The 15,153-nt window shown below is 65.7% G+C and carries 14 protein-coding genes; 7 read left to right on the forward strand and 7 right to left on the reverse strand.

Annotated elements, in window-relative coordinates; genetic code table 11:
* The first annotated feature begins 59 nt into the window (after nt 1-59).
* From MYCSM_RS05080 to MYCSM_RS05100, 5 genes are all read left to right on the forward strand, one after another.
* A complete protein-coding gene (locus MYCSM_RS05080) occupies nt 60-1,790 on the forward strand; it encodes a thiamine pyrophosphate-binding protein (RefSeq protein WP_015305065.1) in 1,731 nt (576 codons plus the stop codon).
* On the forward strand, nt 1,771-2,436 hold the full coding sequence (locus tag MYCSM_RS05085) for a hypothetical protein (protein WP_015305066.1): 666 nt from the start codon (nt 1,771-1,773) through the stop codon (nt 2,434-2,436). Before MYCSM_RS05080 ends, MYCSM_RS05085 begins: the two co-directional genes overlap by 20 nt.
* A gap of 7 nt (nt 2,437-2,443) precedes the next feature.
* On the forward strand, nt 2,444-3,463 hold the full coding sequence (locus MYCSM_RS05090) for a 3-oxoacyl-ACP synthase III family protein (protein ID WP_015305067.1): 1,020 nt from the start codon (nt 2,444-2,446) through the stop codon (nt 3,461-3,463).
* Entirely contained in the window at nt 3,463-4,500 is a 1,038-nt protein-coding gene (locus tag MYCSM_RS05095) for a pyridoxal phosphate-dependent aminotransferase (protein WP_015305068.1), read from the forward strand. Before MYCSM_RS05090 ends, MYCSM_RS05095 begins: the two co-directional genes overlap by 1 nt.
* 206 nt (nt 4,501-4,706) lie before the next feature.
* Entirely contained in the window at nt 4,707-5,210 is a 504-nt protein-coding gene (locus MYCSM_RS05100) for a MarR family winged helix-turn-helix transcriptional regulator (protein ID WP_015305069.1), read from the forward strand.
* Here the strand turns inward: MYCSM_RS05100 and MYCSM_RS05105 are convergent.
* A complete protein-coding gene (locus MYCSM_RS05105; RefSeq protein ID WP_015305070.1) occupies nt 5,207-6,427 on the reverse strand; it encodes a GAF domain-containing sensor histidine kinase in 1,221 nt (406 codons plus the stop codon). The two genes, MYCSM_RS05100 and MYCSM_RS05105, sit on opposite strands and share 4 nt — an antisense overlap.
* Entirely contained in the window at nt 6,424-7,089 is a 666-nt protein-coding gene (locus tag MYCSM_RS05110; RefSeq protein ID WP_015305071.1) for a response regulator, read from the reverse strand. The genes MYCSM_RS05105 and MYCSM_RS05110 overlap by 4 nt, the downstream gene beginning before the upstream one ends.
* Nucleotides 7,090-7,195: 106 nt before the next feature.
* Between MYCSM_RS05110 and MYCSM_RS05115 the strand changes: the two genes are divergently transcribed.
* Nucleotides 7,196-8,002 carry an HAD family hydrolase gene (locus MYCSM_RS05115; RefSeq protein ID WP_015305072.1) on the forward strand — a complete coding sequence of 269 codons (807 nt, stop codon included), beginning with the start codon at nt 7,196-7,198 and terminating at the stop codon, nt 8,000-8,002.
* 18 nt (nt 8,003-8,020) lie between these two features.
* On the opposite strand, the gene MYCSM_RS35180 is transcribed toward MYCSM_RS05115, so the two are convergent.
* Complete coding sequence (locus MYCSM_RS35180; protein ID WP_051073708.1) at nt 8,021-8,872, reverse strand: hypothetical protein; 852 nt, start codon at nt 8,870-8,872, stop codon at nt 8,021-8,023.
* A gap of 262 nt (nt 8,873-9,134) precedes the next feature.
* Nucleotides 9,135-9,950, reverse strand: coding sequence for an LLM class F420-dependent oxidoreductase (locus MYCSM_RS05125; protein ID WP_015305074.1), 816 nt, complete (start codon nt 9,948-9,950; stop codon nt 9,135-9,137).
* A gap of 156 nt (nt 9,951-10,106) precedes the next feature.
* Here MYCSM_RS05125 and MYCSM_RS05130 point away from each other — a divergent pair, with 156 nt between their 5' ends.
* Nucleotides 10,107-11,564, forward strand: a complete 1,458-nt coding sequence (locus tag MYCSM_RS05130) for an HNH endonuclease signature motif containing protein (protein WP_015305075.1) — start codon at nt 10,107-10,109, stop codon at nt 11,562-11,564.
* Here MYCSM_RS05130 and mmsB read toward each other — a convergent pair.
* The 3 genes from mmsB to MYCSM_RS05145 are packed head-to-tail and all read right to left on the reverse strand — an operon-like array spanning nt 11,561 to nt 15,140.
* Entirely contained in the window at nt 11,561-12,436 is an 876-nt protein-coding gene (gene mmsB / locus MYCSM_RS05135; protein ID WP_015305076.1) for a 3-hydroxyisobutyrate dehydrogenase, read from the reverse strand. The genes MYCSM_RS05130 and mmsB overlap by 4 nt on opposite strands.
* Before the next feature lie 8 nt (nt 12,437-12,444).
* The gene (locus tag MYCSM_RS05140) at nt 12,445-13,623 is read right to left on the reverse strand and encodes an acyl-CoA dehydrogenase family protein (protein WP_015305077.1); all 1,179 of its coding nucleotides are present in this window, start codon (nt 13,621-13,623) and stop codon (nt 12,445-12,447) included.
* Complete coding sequence (locus tag MYCSM_RS05145; RefSeq protein ID WP_015305078.1) at nt 13,623-15,140, reverse strand: CoA-acylating methylmalonate-semialdehyde dehydrogenase; 1,518 nt, start codon at nt 15,138-15,140, stop codon at nt 13,623-13,625. The genes MYCSM_RS05140 and MYCSM_RS05145 overlap by 1 nt, the downstream gene beginning before the upstream one ends.
* Nucleotides 15,141-15,153: the final 13 nt, after the last annotated feature.

The following is a 15,153-nucleotide window of genomic DNA, read 5'->3' on the forward strand; positions in this document are numbered from 1 at the left end:
GTGAACCCATCTCGGATGCCAGTCGTGTCATTGATAGGGACGGGAGAAGCGAGTGAGAAATGGCCGGAAGGCATCGAGTTGTCGATCACATCGTCGCGTGTCTCGCGGCGAACGGCATCGACTGCTTCTTCGGTGTCGACGGAGCCAACATCGAGGATCTCTACGACGCCGCTTACTTCCGCGATGACATCACCGCGGTGCTCGCCAAGCACGAGTTCTCCGCCGCCACAATGGCCGACGGCTACAGCCGCAGCGGAGCCGGGCTGGGCGTGGTGGTTGCGACCTCTGGCGGCGGCTGCCTGAACACCGTCCCTGGGCTGGGTGAAGCGTTCGCCAGCCGGGTGCCGGTGCTGGCGCTGATCGGGCAACCGCCGATCACGCTCGACGGTAGCGGGTCCTTCCAGGACACCAGCGGCTGTAACGGTGCGCTGAACGCCGAGGCATTGTTCACCGAGGTATCGGTGTACTGCCGACGTGTGGTGCGGCCGGAGGACATCGTCGTGGCGCTGCCTGAAGCGATCGCGGCCGCCAGGACCGGTGGACCGGCAGTGCTGTTGCTGCCCAAGGATATTCAGCAATCCGAGCTTGACGCCAACGGCGTTGGCTTCGAACTCGCAACGACGCAACCTGGCGATCCCGAGGCCATTGCGGACACACTGCGACGTGCCGACGGGCCCGTCACGATCATTGCCGGCGAGCAGGTCGCTCGCGACGACGCGCGTGCCGAACTCGAGCAGCTGCGCGCGGTGTTGCGCGCGCGGATCGCCACGGTGCCCGATGCCAAGGATGTCGCGGGCACGCCGGGCATGGGATCGTCGTCGGCGCTTGGCGTCACCGGCGTGATGGGCCACCCGGGCGTCGCGACCGCAATCGCCGACAGCGCGGTGTGCCTACTCGTGGGCACGCGCATGGGTGTGACGTCACGTGCCGGCCTTGACGACGTGCTGGCGTCGGTTCCCGTCGTCTCGATCGGTTCGGCGACGCCGTATGTGCAATGCGCACACGTGCATACCGACGACTTGCGCGGCTCGTTGTCGCTACTGACCGCTGCCCTTTCGGGCCGGACGCCTGGTGTGCTGGTGCCTGATGCGGTGCCGCACACCGAATTGCAGCCGCCGCGCTCGGACGGTCCTGGCATCCGATATCGCGAGGCGATGACGGCGCTGGACGCGATGCTCCCCGTCGGCACGGACGTGATCGTCGATGCGGGAAACATCGGCGCATCCGCGATTCACTACCTTCCGGTGCGACGTGACGGCCGGTTCATCGTCGCGCTCGGCATGGGCGGCATGGGATACAGCTTCGGAGCCGGCCTGGGCGTGGCATTCGGGCGGAGTATGGGCGCTCGCGCGAAGAGCAATGGCCAACGGCATCGAACGGTTGTCATTGCCGGCGACGGCTCGTTCCTGATGCACGGCATGGAGATTCACACGGCGCTGCAGTACCGGCTGCCGGTGACGTTCGTGCTTTTCGACAACCATGCGCATGCGATGTGCGTGACGCGCGAGCAGATCTTCTACGACGACCTCTACAGCTACAACCGGTTCGGGCCAAGCCGTTTCGGCGCTGGCCTTGCCGCGATGTTCCCCGGCCTGTTGTCGGTGGACGTCGACGACATCGGCCAGTTGCCCGGCGCACTGCAAACCGCACTGGAGGCAGACGGCCCATCGGTCGTCAGTGTCGAGTGCTCAGCCGACGAAATCCCGCCGTTTGCGGCCTTTCTCCGCAATACCTCGACACAACCGCCCACTACGAAGGAGAACCTCCCCCATGTCATTGCCCGCGCTTGATGACATCACCGCCCACCGGGGTACCCCGGATCCGATCGACGATCTTGTCCGCATCGAGACCTCTCCTCGGGAAAAGGCGACCCCCGTCATCATGGAGATGATGCGGTCGGTGTATCCGCACGACCAGGTGTTCGGTGAATTCTGCACCGTCAACAGCTATGTCGACTGTCCTCCCGACGAACTGTTCGACTACATGTCCGACACTCGCTGCCTCGAAGAGTGGACCTACAGCCTGCGAGGGTTCACGCCGACCGAAGAACCCGGGCTGTGGCTGGCCTATGACCGATTAGGTTCGGAGACCAAGATTTTCACCCGAACGGTGGCCAACAGAGAGGCCATGACCGTCGACTATCACTGCGCATGGGACCAAGGCAAACACCTGTGGATGGTCTACCTGATGCGGATCGTCGACGCCGAGACCGTGTTCGACAGGCCGGGTTCGGTGGTGCTGTGGACCAATTGCCATCACCCGTTCTACGACCGCAACCCGTATCCGGAAGCTGCGCCACCCGAGCGGCCGGTGTGGGTCGGGGATTTCTGGGACATGTTCGGCGCAGGTCATTTGCTCGAGCTGAAGAACCTCAAGGCGATTGCCGAATACCGACACCACAACGGCCTGCCGGTGACCCCGGCCTGGATGAGATGAGCCCGGCGTGAACGAGCAGAAGCCAGTCAGCTTGGTTGACGTTTCGACGTACCTGCCGGGGGAACCGATCGGCGCCGAGTACTACGCCCAGTTCGCGGACTCCGACGATCTGCGCGACAACGTGATGTTCCGCGCGCCGAAGTTCCGCCACCATGTGGCCGCGGATGAGACCGCCATCGACATGGTGGAGCGGGCCGCGGCAGGATTGATCGAGCGCCACGGCCACGACACCATCGCCAACGTCGACGTGCTGATCACCCACACCCAGGCGCCGGACATGCCGTTCTACGGCGGAGGCGGCGGGATGGCGCATCGCCTTGGCATGAAACCGAATTGGGTGCTCGATCTGCACAATGGTGGATGTGCGGCGTTCGTGCTCGGGCTGCAGATGGCCCGCCAGCTGCTTTCGTCGGGAGCGGGTCAGAGCGCGCTGATCGCGGTCGCGCAGAACGCGGCCGGGCAGGCGTTCGACCAGCCCACGGTGCGCCGCAAAGCACAGGCGGCGGTGCCCGGCGATGGTGCCGCCGTCGGGCTGGTCACGCTGTCGGACGAATCGCCGATCCTCGACGTCGAATGCCGCACCTACGGCGAGTACGCGGGCGACATGACCCTCGCCGTCGACCCGCCGCGCAAGTGGTGGCAGCCGGGGGTCGGCGAGCTTCACATCGGCTTCACCGAAAGCAAAATCACCAAGGTGCTGGCCAGGGGCAACCGTCAGGTTCCGGAAGTGTCGTACGCCGTGTGTGACCGAATCGGCATGCGGCCCAAGGATCTTGACCTACTCGTCACGAACCAACCCAACCGGGTATTCCTGCGCAACTGGCGTGAGGCGCTGGAACTGCCGAAGGAACGCCACGTCGACACGTTCGACGACTGCGGCAACCTGTTCGCCGCGGGTATCCCGATCAATCTCGACCGGGCGATCACCGAGGGCCAGTTGAAGAAGGGTGACGTGGTCTTGATGGCCGCGTTCGCCCACGCAGGTGACTTCGCCGGTGCCGCCGCGGTCAAGTGGGGCGGCCGCTGATGGCCACGCTCAAGCGCGAATTGACCGATGCGGTCGGGGCGCTGCCTAGCGCGCTGAACCCGTTGGCGTTGTCGCTCAACGAGAATCCGTTTCCGCCGCTGCCAGCGGTGCGTTCAGCGCTGATCGAATCGATTGACGCGGCCAATCGCTATCCCGAATTCCTGCCTGAGCGGTTGCGCGCGCTGATCGCGGGGCGAGTCGGCGTGCGTGACGAGCAGGTGGTGATCGGTGTCGGCGCGACGGGGGTGATCCTGCAGGTGCTGCATGCGGTAACCAGCCCCGGCGAGAAAATGGTGATGACGTCGCCTACGTTCGACGGATACCCGATCTTCGCGCGGATGGCACGGCTGGAAGCGGTCACCGTCGCGCTGGATGTGCACGGCCATCACGATCTGGATGCCATGGCCGACGCCGCCCACGACGCCAGAGTCGTTGTGGTGTGCCGGCCGCACAACCCGACCGGCACCGTCGAGCCGGCGGCCGAGATCGAGGGTTTCCTGCAGCGGATCCCCCCGGACACCGTGGTGCTGCTGGACGAGGCATACGTGGAGTTTCTGTCGCCGGCGTATCGGATCGACGCCCCTGCGCTCGTCGAGCGTTATCCGAATGTCGTTGTGCTGCGCACCTTCTCGAAGGCATACGGATTGGCCGGTCTGCGGATCGGCTACGGGTTCTGCGCCTCGGGGCTGGCCCGCAGACTGTGGGCCATGCAGCCGCCATTCGGGATGGGCATCACCAGCTTGGTGGCAGTGGCGGCATCCTATGACGCGGAAAGCCAGCTGCGGCAACGTATTCGGATTATCGCCGCCGAGCGGCGCTACCTGCGGATGCGGCTGAGGTCCATGGGTGTGTACAGCGCCGACGCTCATGCCAACTTCGTATATCTGCCGTCGTGGCGTGAGCCGTGGCGGGAAGTGTTCGACGGCACCGGGTTGCAGGTTCGCCATTACGCCGACGGCGGCGTGCGCATCACGGTCGGCAACCGGCAGTCCACACGCGCCGTGCTGGCGGCGGTGGCGCCGGCTGCAATGCGTTGACTATCCGCCGAGCGGGCAGACCTGCTTGCCCCAGTCGTCGATGGTCTTGTCACGTCGGCGCAGGCGACCACTTGCGCGAAAGGCGAATAATTTGTGCGCAGCCCACCAGGCGGTGCTTGGAGATTTCTCGGAATGACGATTGGTTTGCCGGGCGCGTTCTGATCGAGGTTGCGCACGACACCCGATCCCGTGCGGTATGAAGAGGCGTGCCCCCGGAATCCGACGAGCATGATCCGATCGCCTTGGCGCGCGCCAACTGGCAGCGGGCCGGTTGGGGCGACGTCGCCGACGGAATGGTCGCGGTGACCTCGGTGATGCGGGCGCACCAGATCTTGCTGGCCCGGGTGGAAACCGCGCTGCGGCCCTATGACCTGAGCTTTTCCCGGTATGAGTTGCTGCGGCTGCTGGCATTTAGCCGCACCGGCGCGCTACCGATCACCAAGGCGTCCGACCGATTACAGGTGCACGTCACCAGCGTCACGCACGCGATCCGCCGGCTGGAGGCCGACGGATTGGTCGTACGCTTACCCCACCCGACTGACGGCCGCACCACGCTGGTGCAGATCACCGCGCTCGGCCGCTCGACGGTCGAGGACGCCACCGTCACGCTGAATAACGAAGTGTTCGCCGACATCGGGATGTCCGAAGGTCAGTCGCGGGCGCTGGCGGATTCCATCGAGACGCTGCGCCGCAACTCCGGCGACTTCTAAGCGTCTTCTCGCGCTGGGGACGGCAGCGGAATGGTTGCGGTGACGGCAGTACCGGCGCCCGGCCGCGACCGGATGTTGAGCCTGCCGCCGACGATCTCGGCGCGCTCGGCCATCGACAGTAGGCCGTACCCGCCCATCTCGTCACCGCCGAGCGGATGCTCGAAGGTGTCGAAACCCACTCCGTCGTCAACGATTTCGAGGCGAGCGGCGTCACTGGTGACGAAGAACGTCAGGCGCGCTCTATTCGCTTTCGCATGCTTGACGACGTTCTGCAGACATTCCTGGGCGATGCGGTAGAGCGCGAGCTCGATGTGATCGGGCAGGCGGGTGTCGTCGAGGTCGATCTCCATGGTGATCTGTGGGATCGACCGGGCCAGGCTGGCCAGCCCGCCAGATAGCCCAAGGTCATCGAGCACCGGTGGCCGCAGCCCGCTGATCGCCGCACGGGCTTCCTGCAGCGTCAGGTCGACGAGTTCGCGTGCCTTGCTCAGCTGCTCGCTCATCATTACCGGATCACCGACGGCCCGGGTCGCCGCGTCGAGCCGGTAGGACAGCGTGACGAGCCGTTGCGAGATGCCGTCGTGGATATCGCCTGCCAGCCTTCGCCGTTCGATCTCCTGGGCCTCGATGACCTGCTCGACGAAGTTCTCGTGTGCGCGTTCGCGGGCCACCAACTGTCGGTGCAGCCGGGCCTGATGCAGTGCCCCCGCGATCAGCCGACCGATGACAAGCAGCAGTTCGACGTCGCGCTCGGTGAACTCGCGGCGCTCCACGGTGTGCACGTTCAAAACGCCAACCAAGCCACCGGGATCGGTCTCCATCGGCACCGACACCATCGACGTGAAGTCCTTGCCCCGCAACGACTCAAACGGCATGTACCGCGGATCGGCCTCCTTGTCGTGACTGATCACCACGGGCTCGCGGTGGCTGGCCACCCAGCCTGAGATGCCCTGCCCGAGTGGCAGCCGCACCTCGCCGACCGCAGCGTCGAACGGCGGCGTCGCCCCGGCCAGGGTCAGCGACCGGTCGGTGTCGTCGAGCACGTGGACGAAGCACACGTCGCTAGCCGTGGCGGCGGTGATCATCCGCGCCGCTGCGGCTGCGAGCGGCTCGACGCCAGGGCCTTTCGATGCGGCCTGAATCAGTTCGCGCAGCAGGGCGAGTTCGCGGTCGGCGTCGACGAGATCACGGACGGCATTCGGTGGACGAGGCTTCATTGGTAGATGCCCTCCCGCAGTGCGGTGGCTACCGCGCCGGTGCGGTCGCTGACGCCGAGCTTGCGGTAGATCGACCGCAGATGGGACTTCACGGTCTCGTCGCCGATGACCAATTTGGTCGCTATGGCGCGGTTGGACAACCCGTTGACGACGAACGACAGGATCTCGCTCTCGCGTTGGGTCAGCCCCTGGCGGGCACCCGGCCAGAACTCGTCGCGCTGCAGGCGGGCCGCGGTGTCGACGGCTCGGGCGGCCATGCCGGGATCGATGGCCGTCTCACCGCTGTGCACGAACTCGAGCTGACGGACCAGCTCGTCGCTACTGATGCTCTTGAGCAGATAGCCGGACGCTCCGACCCGCAGTGCCTGGAAGAGGTACTGTTCGTCGTCGTAGACAGACAGCATCACGACCTTGCGCTTGGGGTCGCTCTCGCGTAGCTCGAGGCACAGGTCCAGGCCGCTGGCGCCCTGCATGCGCACGTCGCACAACACGATGTCGGGGTGGAGCTCCTTGATCACGCTGAGCGCCCGCTCAGCGCCGACGGCCTGACCAACCACCTCGACGCGGTCCGAAAACGCCGCAAGCATCGCCTTGAGGCCCTCGATGACCATCTCGTGGTCGTCGACCAGCACGAGGCGTACCGGAGGACCGCTGGGCGTCATGGCACCACCTTAGAGCTGGGATTTTTCCTGAGGTAGAACAACTTGGCCTGTCCGATCCCCCAATTGGGGGAGGACCGATGGCTGTGATGTGGGACACCCTATCCGCATGCCTACAACGCAGGAGAAATCGTGGCGCGCTGGTCGCTTTTGGTGGGATGCCACCACGACAACCCGAAGCGTTGTCTATCCGCTGCGAGCGGTGATCTTCGACCTCGACGCCCTCACCGACATCGAATGCGACGGTCACCGCGTGGCGTACAACGCGGCGTTCGCGGCGCACGGCCTGGATATCGAGTGGACCGTCGGCCGCTATCGGCAGCTGCTGGCGCTGCCTGACGAGCGGCAGCGCGTCTCGGCCGAGCTGCGCAAGCGCGGCATCTCCACCGAGTCCGATGTGCTGACCCAGCTGCTTGCCGACGAGATCTACTCGACCAAGACCGTGATGTTCGACGAGCTGGTTCACGACGCCGATCTGACGCCCCGTCCCGGGCTCGTCGACCTCGTGATGGACGCATTCGGCGCGGGCGTGTGGGTGGCCGTGGTTGCGAATGGCCCGCGAAGCTGGGCCGAGCCGTTGATCCGCCAACTCGTCGGCGACGGGCTGGTCGAAACGGTGGTGACCAATGACGACGTGAAGAAGCCGATGCCCGATCGCGAGGCCAACCAGAACGCGCTATGGGAACTCGGCATATCCGCCGAGAATGCGCTCGCGATCACAGGGTCCGCTTGCGGGCTGCGCTCGGCGACGTGTGCGGGTCTGGCGACCGTCGTCATCACCGGCGACGGAACACCGGATATCCCGGCAGCCGTGGCGGTGCGCTCCGACTACTGCACGGGCGAATCGCTGACCATCGCGGATTGCCAACGCCTGCACGGCAGCTGGTGGGCGGCGCACAAGAGGTCTGCCGCCTGACACCTCGACAGTTGGCCTTCAGTTCCGGATCGTCACCTGCCACGCGCAATCCTTGTCGAATGGGCTGACGTTAAGGACCGTCGGCCCGAAACTCACTGTGCCCCGACTGATCCCTGCTCGATGTGAGTTGGTGTCGCCGCGCAGCTCGTCGAATCTGTCCGGCACAGCTTTGGGGGTGCCGATCGAGATGAACCCAAGGACCGCGGCGTCTGGGCGGCACTGGATGGCGTATTCGTATCGCCACCGCCCGCTGGCGGTGAAGGACACCGTGCCGTCACCCACGCCTCGGGCATTCACCGGGAGCGTCGGATAGTCGACGGTGGATGGCGTGCCCAGCTTCGCAGGGGCGCCTGTGGATATCGGAGGGGGCGGGGCTGGTCGTGCTGGGCGTGCTGGCCGCAAAGCGTGGTACTCGACCATCGGATCGCGGGCCAATGTCAAGTTGTCCGAGGTGACGACGAGCTCTTTCGGCGAGACGACATACGCTATTTCAGCGTTTCTCGCGACGAATCCGTCCGCGGTCGGCGTTACGTCACTGAGCTGCATGGCGGCGCCGTCGCGCAGGCGAATACCCCTGTACTCATAACCGCCGCCTTGGGTGCTGCAGACCACGACAAGTGACCGTGCGGTGCGTCCGATCGCAGCGGCCGGTTGGGGCCCCACGCATCTGGCGCCTTCCTGATCGACGAAGCCCTGGGCGTCCATGCCGCGGGGCAGCGGCAGGTCGAAAGGCTGATCGGCAACCGCCGGGGAGGGTTTCGGCGTTGCCGACGGCGCGGGGCTGGCGACCGGCACTCGAGCCGGCGGATGTGCGTCATGCGACCAGTTGATGATCGAGTAGGACAGAAGGCCGACCGTCGCGGCGGACAACGCGGTGAGGCGAAGGATTGATGCTCGGGCAAAGAAACTCCGTCCGACCGAAGGGAGGTCGGCAGCCCCCTTCTTCAGGTCGGCGCGAGTCAATGAGGTGCCCTCCTAGTTGCGTCACTGGCGTGAACACACCCGGATCTAGCAAATCACTGTTGCGACAAGATCGGCGTCATTCCGATGGGCGTTTCGCCGATGAAGTCGCTCAGAACTCGCGCTGGCCAGCCTCCGCGGATCATTTCGATCACGGCGCTGAAGGGGCTAATCAGCGCTGGGTGTCGCGCCAGTCGACCAGCTTCTCCACCGTGCTGAGGTCGTACTTGCCCTCCGACGCGCGGACCTCGGTATGGAACAACGTGGCGCCAGCGGCCAGGTAGGCGTCCGCCGACTTCGGATCGGTCCACAGCGTCGAGCGCTCGATATCGCTGTCGGCTCGCCCAAATCCGGTTGCCAGTTCGGCGACGCGGGCACTGGCCTCGCGGTAGGAGTCGATGGGCAGGAAGGTGTGCCAGATGTCGGCATGGCGTGCGACAGCGGGCAAAGTGCGCTTCGGACCGGACCCGCCGATCAGGATCGGAATCTTGCGCAGTGGCGCCGGCTGCAACAGACCGAACCGGCGCTCGATGCGCAGCAACCCCTCATCGAAAAGGTCCGCCCGCGATTTGACCGTTCCGTATTCGAAACCGTAGGTGGTGTAGTCCTTCTCGTACCAACCGGCGCCGACGCCGAGGATGGCCCGGCCGCCGCTGATGTGGTCGACGGTGCGCACCATGTCCGCGAGCAGATCGGGGTTGCGGTAGCCGATCCCCGCTACCAGCAGGCCGAGTTCGGCGCGTGTGGTGATCTCGCCCCAGGATGCTAGCGCGGTCCAGCCTTCGAAGTTGTTCACATCCGGCTGCACCTCGGCCAGCACCGGCTTCGCGTCGGCGATCGACTCGATGAACGGCGCATGGAAGTGGTCATAGCCGAAGATGACGTCTACCCCGATCTCCTCGGCTTGCAGGACAGCCTGCCGCCAGGTGGCGTAGTCAGGAGTGTCGGCGGGCTGAATCTGAACGGCAACGCGTACGGGAAAGGTCACCCCCGCGACAAGCAAGGCTCACCGCGATTTATTCCCGGACTGCCACCATCAGACCCGTTGTCAAGTCCAAATGTGGTGGGGGACAGAATCTGTGGATGAATCTTCGGCTGTGGATAACTTTCTCGCGTTTTGACCGAAATTGGCATAATCGCAAGCATGTTCGACTCGGAGTTCTCGACGGCGGATGACGCGACGGTCGTCGCCGCCATCGAGGAGGGCGCGCAAGCAGAAGCTGCTGCCGGGGCTCGCCGGCTGGCTGCCATCGCTGAGCTCGCCCGGCGCCGAGCCGTTGACGACGACGAGCGGGCGAACTGGGCGTTCGACGGCTGGGCTTCGGCGGCCGCCGAGGTAGCGGCCGCCATGACGGTCGGACATCGACGGGCCTCGAGGGAGATGCGGATCGCGGTCGCACTGCGTGACCGGCTTCCCCGTGTTGCTGCGCTACATATGCAGGGCACGCTCAGCTCGCGAGTGGTCTCGGCCATCACCTGGCGCACCCAACTCGTCGAAGACGCCGAGGCGCTGGCTCTCATCGACGCCGCCCTTGCCGAGGGAGCTACCAAATGGGGTCCGCTCTCGGAGCACCGGCTCGATGAGGCGATCGACGCGTGGATCTTCAGATATGACCCAGCCGCCGTACGCCGCTCTGAATCATCCACGCGCACAAGGGACTTCTCGATCGGAGATCTCGATGATCCGGCCGAAACCACCTCGGTGTGGGGTCGGCTGCTGGCCACCGACGCGGCGGTGCTCAAGCGTCGCGTCGCACAGATGGTGCAGGGAGTCTGCGACAACGATCCTCGCCCCATCGGCGAGCGCCGCTCAGATGCGGTGGGCGCCATCGCCGCGGGCGATTTCCATCTGGCGTGCCGGTGCGGTTCGAAGAATTGCCCAGCAGGCGATGCACCGAGTTCCTCCAACGTGGTAATCCGCGTTTTGGCGGAACAATCCGCCGTCGACGCGGCAACCTCCTCCGCCAACGCCGCAACTGCCTCGGTCGACGCCTCAGCGCGGGAGCAGACTTCGGAGGGGGCCGCGGTTAGGCCGCCCGCAGCGCTGATCGTCGGAGAGGGCATCGTGCCGACACCGTTGCTCGCGGAGTTGATTCGCGGCGGTGCGAAGGTCCGTCCGATCACCATGCCCAGCGATGAGCCGGAACCGCACTATCGACCGTCGGCAGAATTGGCTGAGTTCGTGCGGATGCGGGATCTGTACTGCCGTGCGCCCGGCTGCGACGTTCCGGCTGATCGTTGCGACTTGGACCACACCATCCCTTATCCGGTCGGACCGACCCACGCGTCAAACATCAAGTGTCTGTGTCGAACTAACCATCTGATGAAGACGTGTGGCGGATGGCGCGACATTCAGTTGCCTGATGGCACGGTCATTTGGATCTCACCCAGCGGCAGGAAATACATCACCAAACCTGGTAGTCGGCTGTTCTTCGAGACATGGGACATTACGACCGCGGACCTTCCGCCCACGTCGATCGTGGTGCCGAATACCGGCGACCGTGGTCTGATGATGCCCAGGCGACGGCGTACCCGTGCTGCCGAATATGCCGCCCGGATCAAGGCCGAGCGCGCGCGCAACGAAGCGCCCGTACCGTTCTAGCCGTTGCGGATCATCTCGATGACTGCGCTGAAGTCCTTGTCGGCATGGTCGGCGGCGAACTTCGCGTAGATCTCGGCGGCATGGCTGCCCAGCGGCGCCGACGAGCCGGTCGAGTTGACCGCGTCCATGGCAAGGCCGATGTCCTTGTTCATCAACGCGGTCGCGAAGCCAGGCTTGAAATCATTGTTGGCCGGTGATGTCGGAACGGGGCCTGGCACAGGGCAATTGGTGTGGATGGCCCAGCAATTGCCGGTCGCACCCGTGATCACGTCGAACAGTGACTGCGCGGACAGCCCCAACTTCTCGGCGAGCACGAACGCTTCGCCCGCAACGATCTGCTGGACAGCCAACACCATGTTGTTGCACAGCTTGGCGGCCTGGCCGGTACCTGAAGCGCCGCAGTGAATGATCTTGCCCGCCAACGGCTCCAGCACGGGCCGCGCACGATCGACGGCATCGTCTTCACCGCCGACCATGAACGCAAGCGTCCCCGCGGTCGCGCCCTTCACACCGCCTGAGACCGGCGCGTCGAGTTGGGCGATGCCGCGCTCGGCCGCCTGCGCATGGATCTCACGCGCGTCGTCGACCGAGATCGTGGAGGTGTCGATGAACAGCGCGCCCTCTCGGGCGGCGGGCACCGCCTCGGCGTATACCGTCTTGACGATGGTGCCGTTGGGAAGCGAGGTGATGACGACGTCCGCCTCTTGGACTGCCTGGGCGACGCTGTCGAAGATCTGCGCACCCTTGCTGGCGGCCACCTCCTGCGCCGCGGGCACCGGGTCGAACCCCCGCACGGCCTGACCGGCGGCGAGCAGGTTGGCCGCCATCGGGCCGCCCATGTGGCCCAACCCCAAGAACGCAATGGTCGTCATCTGTTCTCCTATGCGGATGCGCGGGCGCGGGCGGCCGCGGCCCGACCGATCACCACGCGCATGATTTCGTTGGTTCCCTCGAGGATTCGGTGCACCCGCAAGTCGCGGACGATCTTCTCCAACCCGTACTCGCGCAGATAGCCGTAGCCGCCGTGCAATTGCAGCGCCTGATCGGCGACGTCGTAGCAGGCGTCGGTGACGTAGCGCTTGGCCATCGCGCACAGCTCGACCTTGTCGGGATGATTATTGTCGAGCGCAGTTGCCGCGCGCCACAACAAGGTTCGCGATGTCTGCAACGCGGTGGCCATGTCAGCGAGCGTGAACCGCACGGTGGGTTCGTCGAGCAGCGAGCCGCCGAACGCCTGGCGGTCGGCGAGATAACTCGACGCCTTGTCGAAGGCGGCCTGCGCCCCGCCCAGCGAGCAGGCGGCGATGTTGATCCGGCCGCCGTTCAGCCCGTTCATCGCAACGCCGAACCCGGTGCCTTCGCCGTCGGCGCCACCGAGCATCGCGTCGGCGGGCACGCGGACACCTTCGAAGATGACTTGCGCGGTGGGCTGCGCATTCCAGCCCATCTTCTGCTCCTCGGCGCCGAAACTCAGCCCAGGCGTGTCCTTTTCGACGACGAACGCCGAAATTTGACGAGGGCCCCGCTTCGTCTCGTCCCAGCCGGTGCGGGCCATCACAACATAGACATCGGAGGTGCCTGCGCCGGAGATGAACTGTTTGACGCCGTCGATCACGTAGTCGCCGCCCTCGCGGACCGCCTTGGTGCGCAGCGCGCTTGCGTCGGAGCCCGCGCCGGGCTCGGTCAGGCAGTAGGACGCGATGGCCTCCATCGACGCCATCCGCGGCACCCAGGACTTGCGTTGCGCATCCGTGCCGAACGTATCGACCATCCAGGCGCACATGTTGTGTATCGACAGGAACGCCGCGATGGTCGGGTCGGCCTTGGCCAGCTCCTCGAAGATGCGCACCGCGTCGAGCCGACGCAGCTCGCTGCCGCCGACATCGTCGCGGCAGTAGATGGCCGCCATCCCGAGCTCGGCCGCCTCGCGCAATACGTCGGTGGGGAAGTGGTGCTTGGCGTCCCACTCCAATGCGTATGGCGCGAGGCGCTTTTCGGCGAACGCGGCCGCCGTCTCGGCGATCACGCGTTCGTCGTCGTCCAGCCCGAAGTAGTCCATTACTTCATGGTCGGGATGACGAACTCGGCGCCGTGGCTAACCGCCGGCCAGCGTTGCGTCACCGTCTTGGTCTTGGTGTAGAACATGATCGATGACGGGCCGTGTTGGTTGAGGTCGCCGAAGCCGGACCGCTTCCACCCGCCGAAGGTGTGGTAGGCCACCGGGACCGGGATCGGCACGTTGACGCCGACCATGCCGACCTGGACCCGGGACACGAAGTCGCGTGCGGTGTCGCCGTCACGGGTGAAGATCGCCACGCCGTTGCCGTACTCATGCTCGGACGGCAGCGCCAGTGCCTCCTCGTAATCCTTGGCGCGCACCATGCAGAGCACCGGGCCGAAGATCTCGTCGGTGTAGATCGACATGTCGGGCGTGACGTGGTCGAACAGGGTCGGGCCGATGAAGTAGCCGCCCTCGAGGTTGGCGTCGCCGAATTGCAGGTCGTCGCTGGTGCGTTCGCGACCGTCGACTACTGCCTCGGCTCCGGCCGCCACGCCCTGGCCGATGTAGTCCTTCACCCTTGCCAGTGCAGCCTCGGTGACCAGCGGGCCGTAGTCGGCCTTCGGGTCGAGGCTGTGGCCGACCCGAAGGTTGTTGACTCGCTCAATCAGCCTGGCGCGCAACCGCTCTGCGGTCTGCTCGCCGACGGGCACGGCCACGCTGATGGCCATGCAGCGCTCGCCTGCGCTGCCGTAGCCCGCGCCGATCAACGCATCGACCGCGTTGTCCATGTCCGCGTCGGGCATCACGATCATGTGGTTCTTCGCGCCGCCGAAGCACTGCGCACGCTTGCCGTGTGCCGCGGCGCCGGAGTAGATGTACTGCGCGATGTCGGAGCTTCCGACGAAGCCGACGGCCTGGATGACCGGGTGCTCGAGGATGGCGTCGACGGCTTCCTTGTCGCCGTGCACCACCTGGAAGACGCCGGGCGGGAGGCCGGCCTGGAGGAACAGTTCGGCGAGGCGGACGGGCACCGACGGGTCGCGCTCACTGGGCTTGAGGATGAACGCGTTGCCGCACGCGAGCGCGGGGCCGGCCTTCCAGAGCGGGATCATCGCCGGGAAGTTGAACGGCGTGATGCCCGCGACGACGCCGAGCGGCTGACGCAGTGAATACACGTCGATGCCGGGGCCTGCGCCCTCGGTGTACTCACCCTTGCTCAGGTGCGGGATGCCGATCGCGAACTCGATGACCTCGATGCCGCGCTGGATGTCGCCCTTGGAGTCGGCGACCGTCTTGCCGTGTTCGAGTGACAGCGTTTCGGCGAGCTCTTCGATGTTCTGGTTGACCAGGTCGATGAACTTCATCATCACGCGGGCCCGGCGCTGGGGGTTCCAGGCCGCCCACTCCTTCTGCGCCTCCGCAGCGCCTGCGACAGCGGCGTCGACGTCCGCCCGGGATGCCATCGGCACCTTGGCCTGCACCTCGCCGGTGCTGGGATTCATCACGTCGGCGGTGCGCATGGACTGTCCGGCGGTGCGCTTGCCGTCAATGAAATGCGAAATCTGTGTGGTCATGAGTCTGTCCCTC

Source organism: Mycobacterium sp. JS623 (assembly GCF_000328565.1).
Taxonomy (GTDB): domain Bacteria; phylum Actinomycetota; class Actinomycetes; order Mycobacteriales; family Mycobacteriaceae; genus Mycobacterium.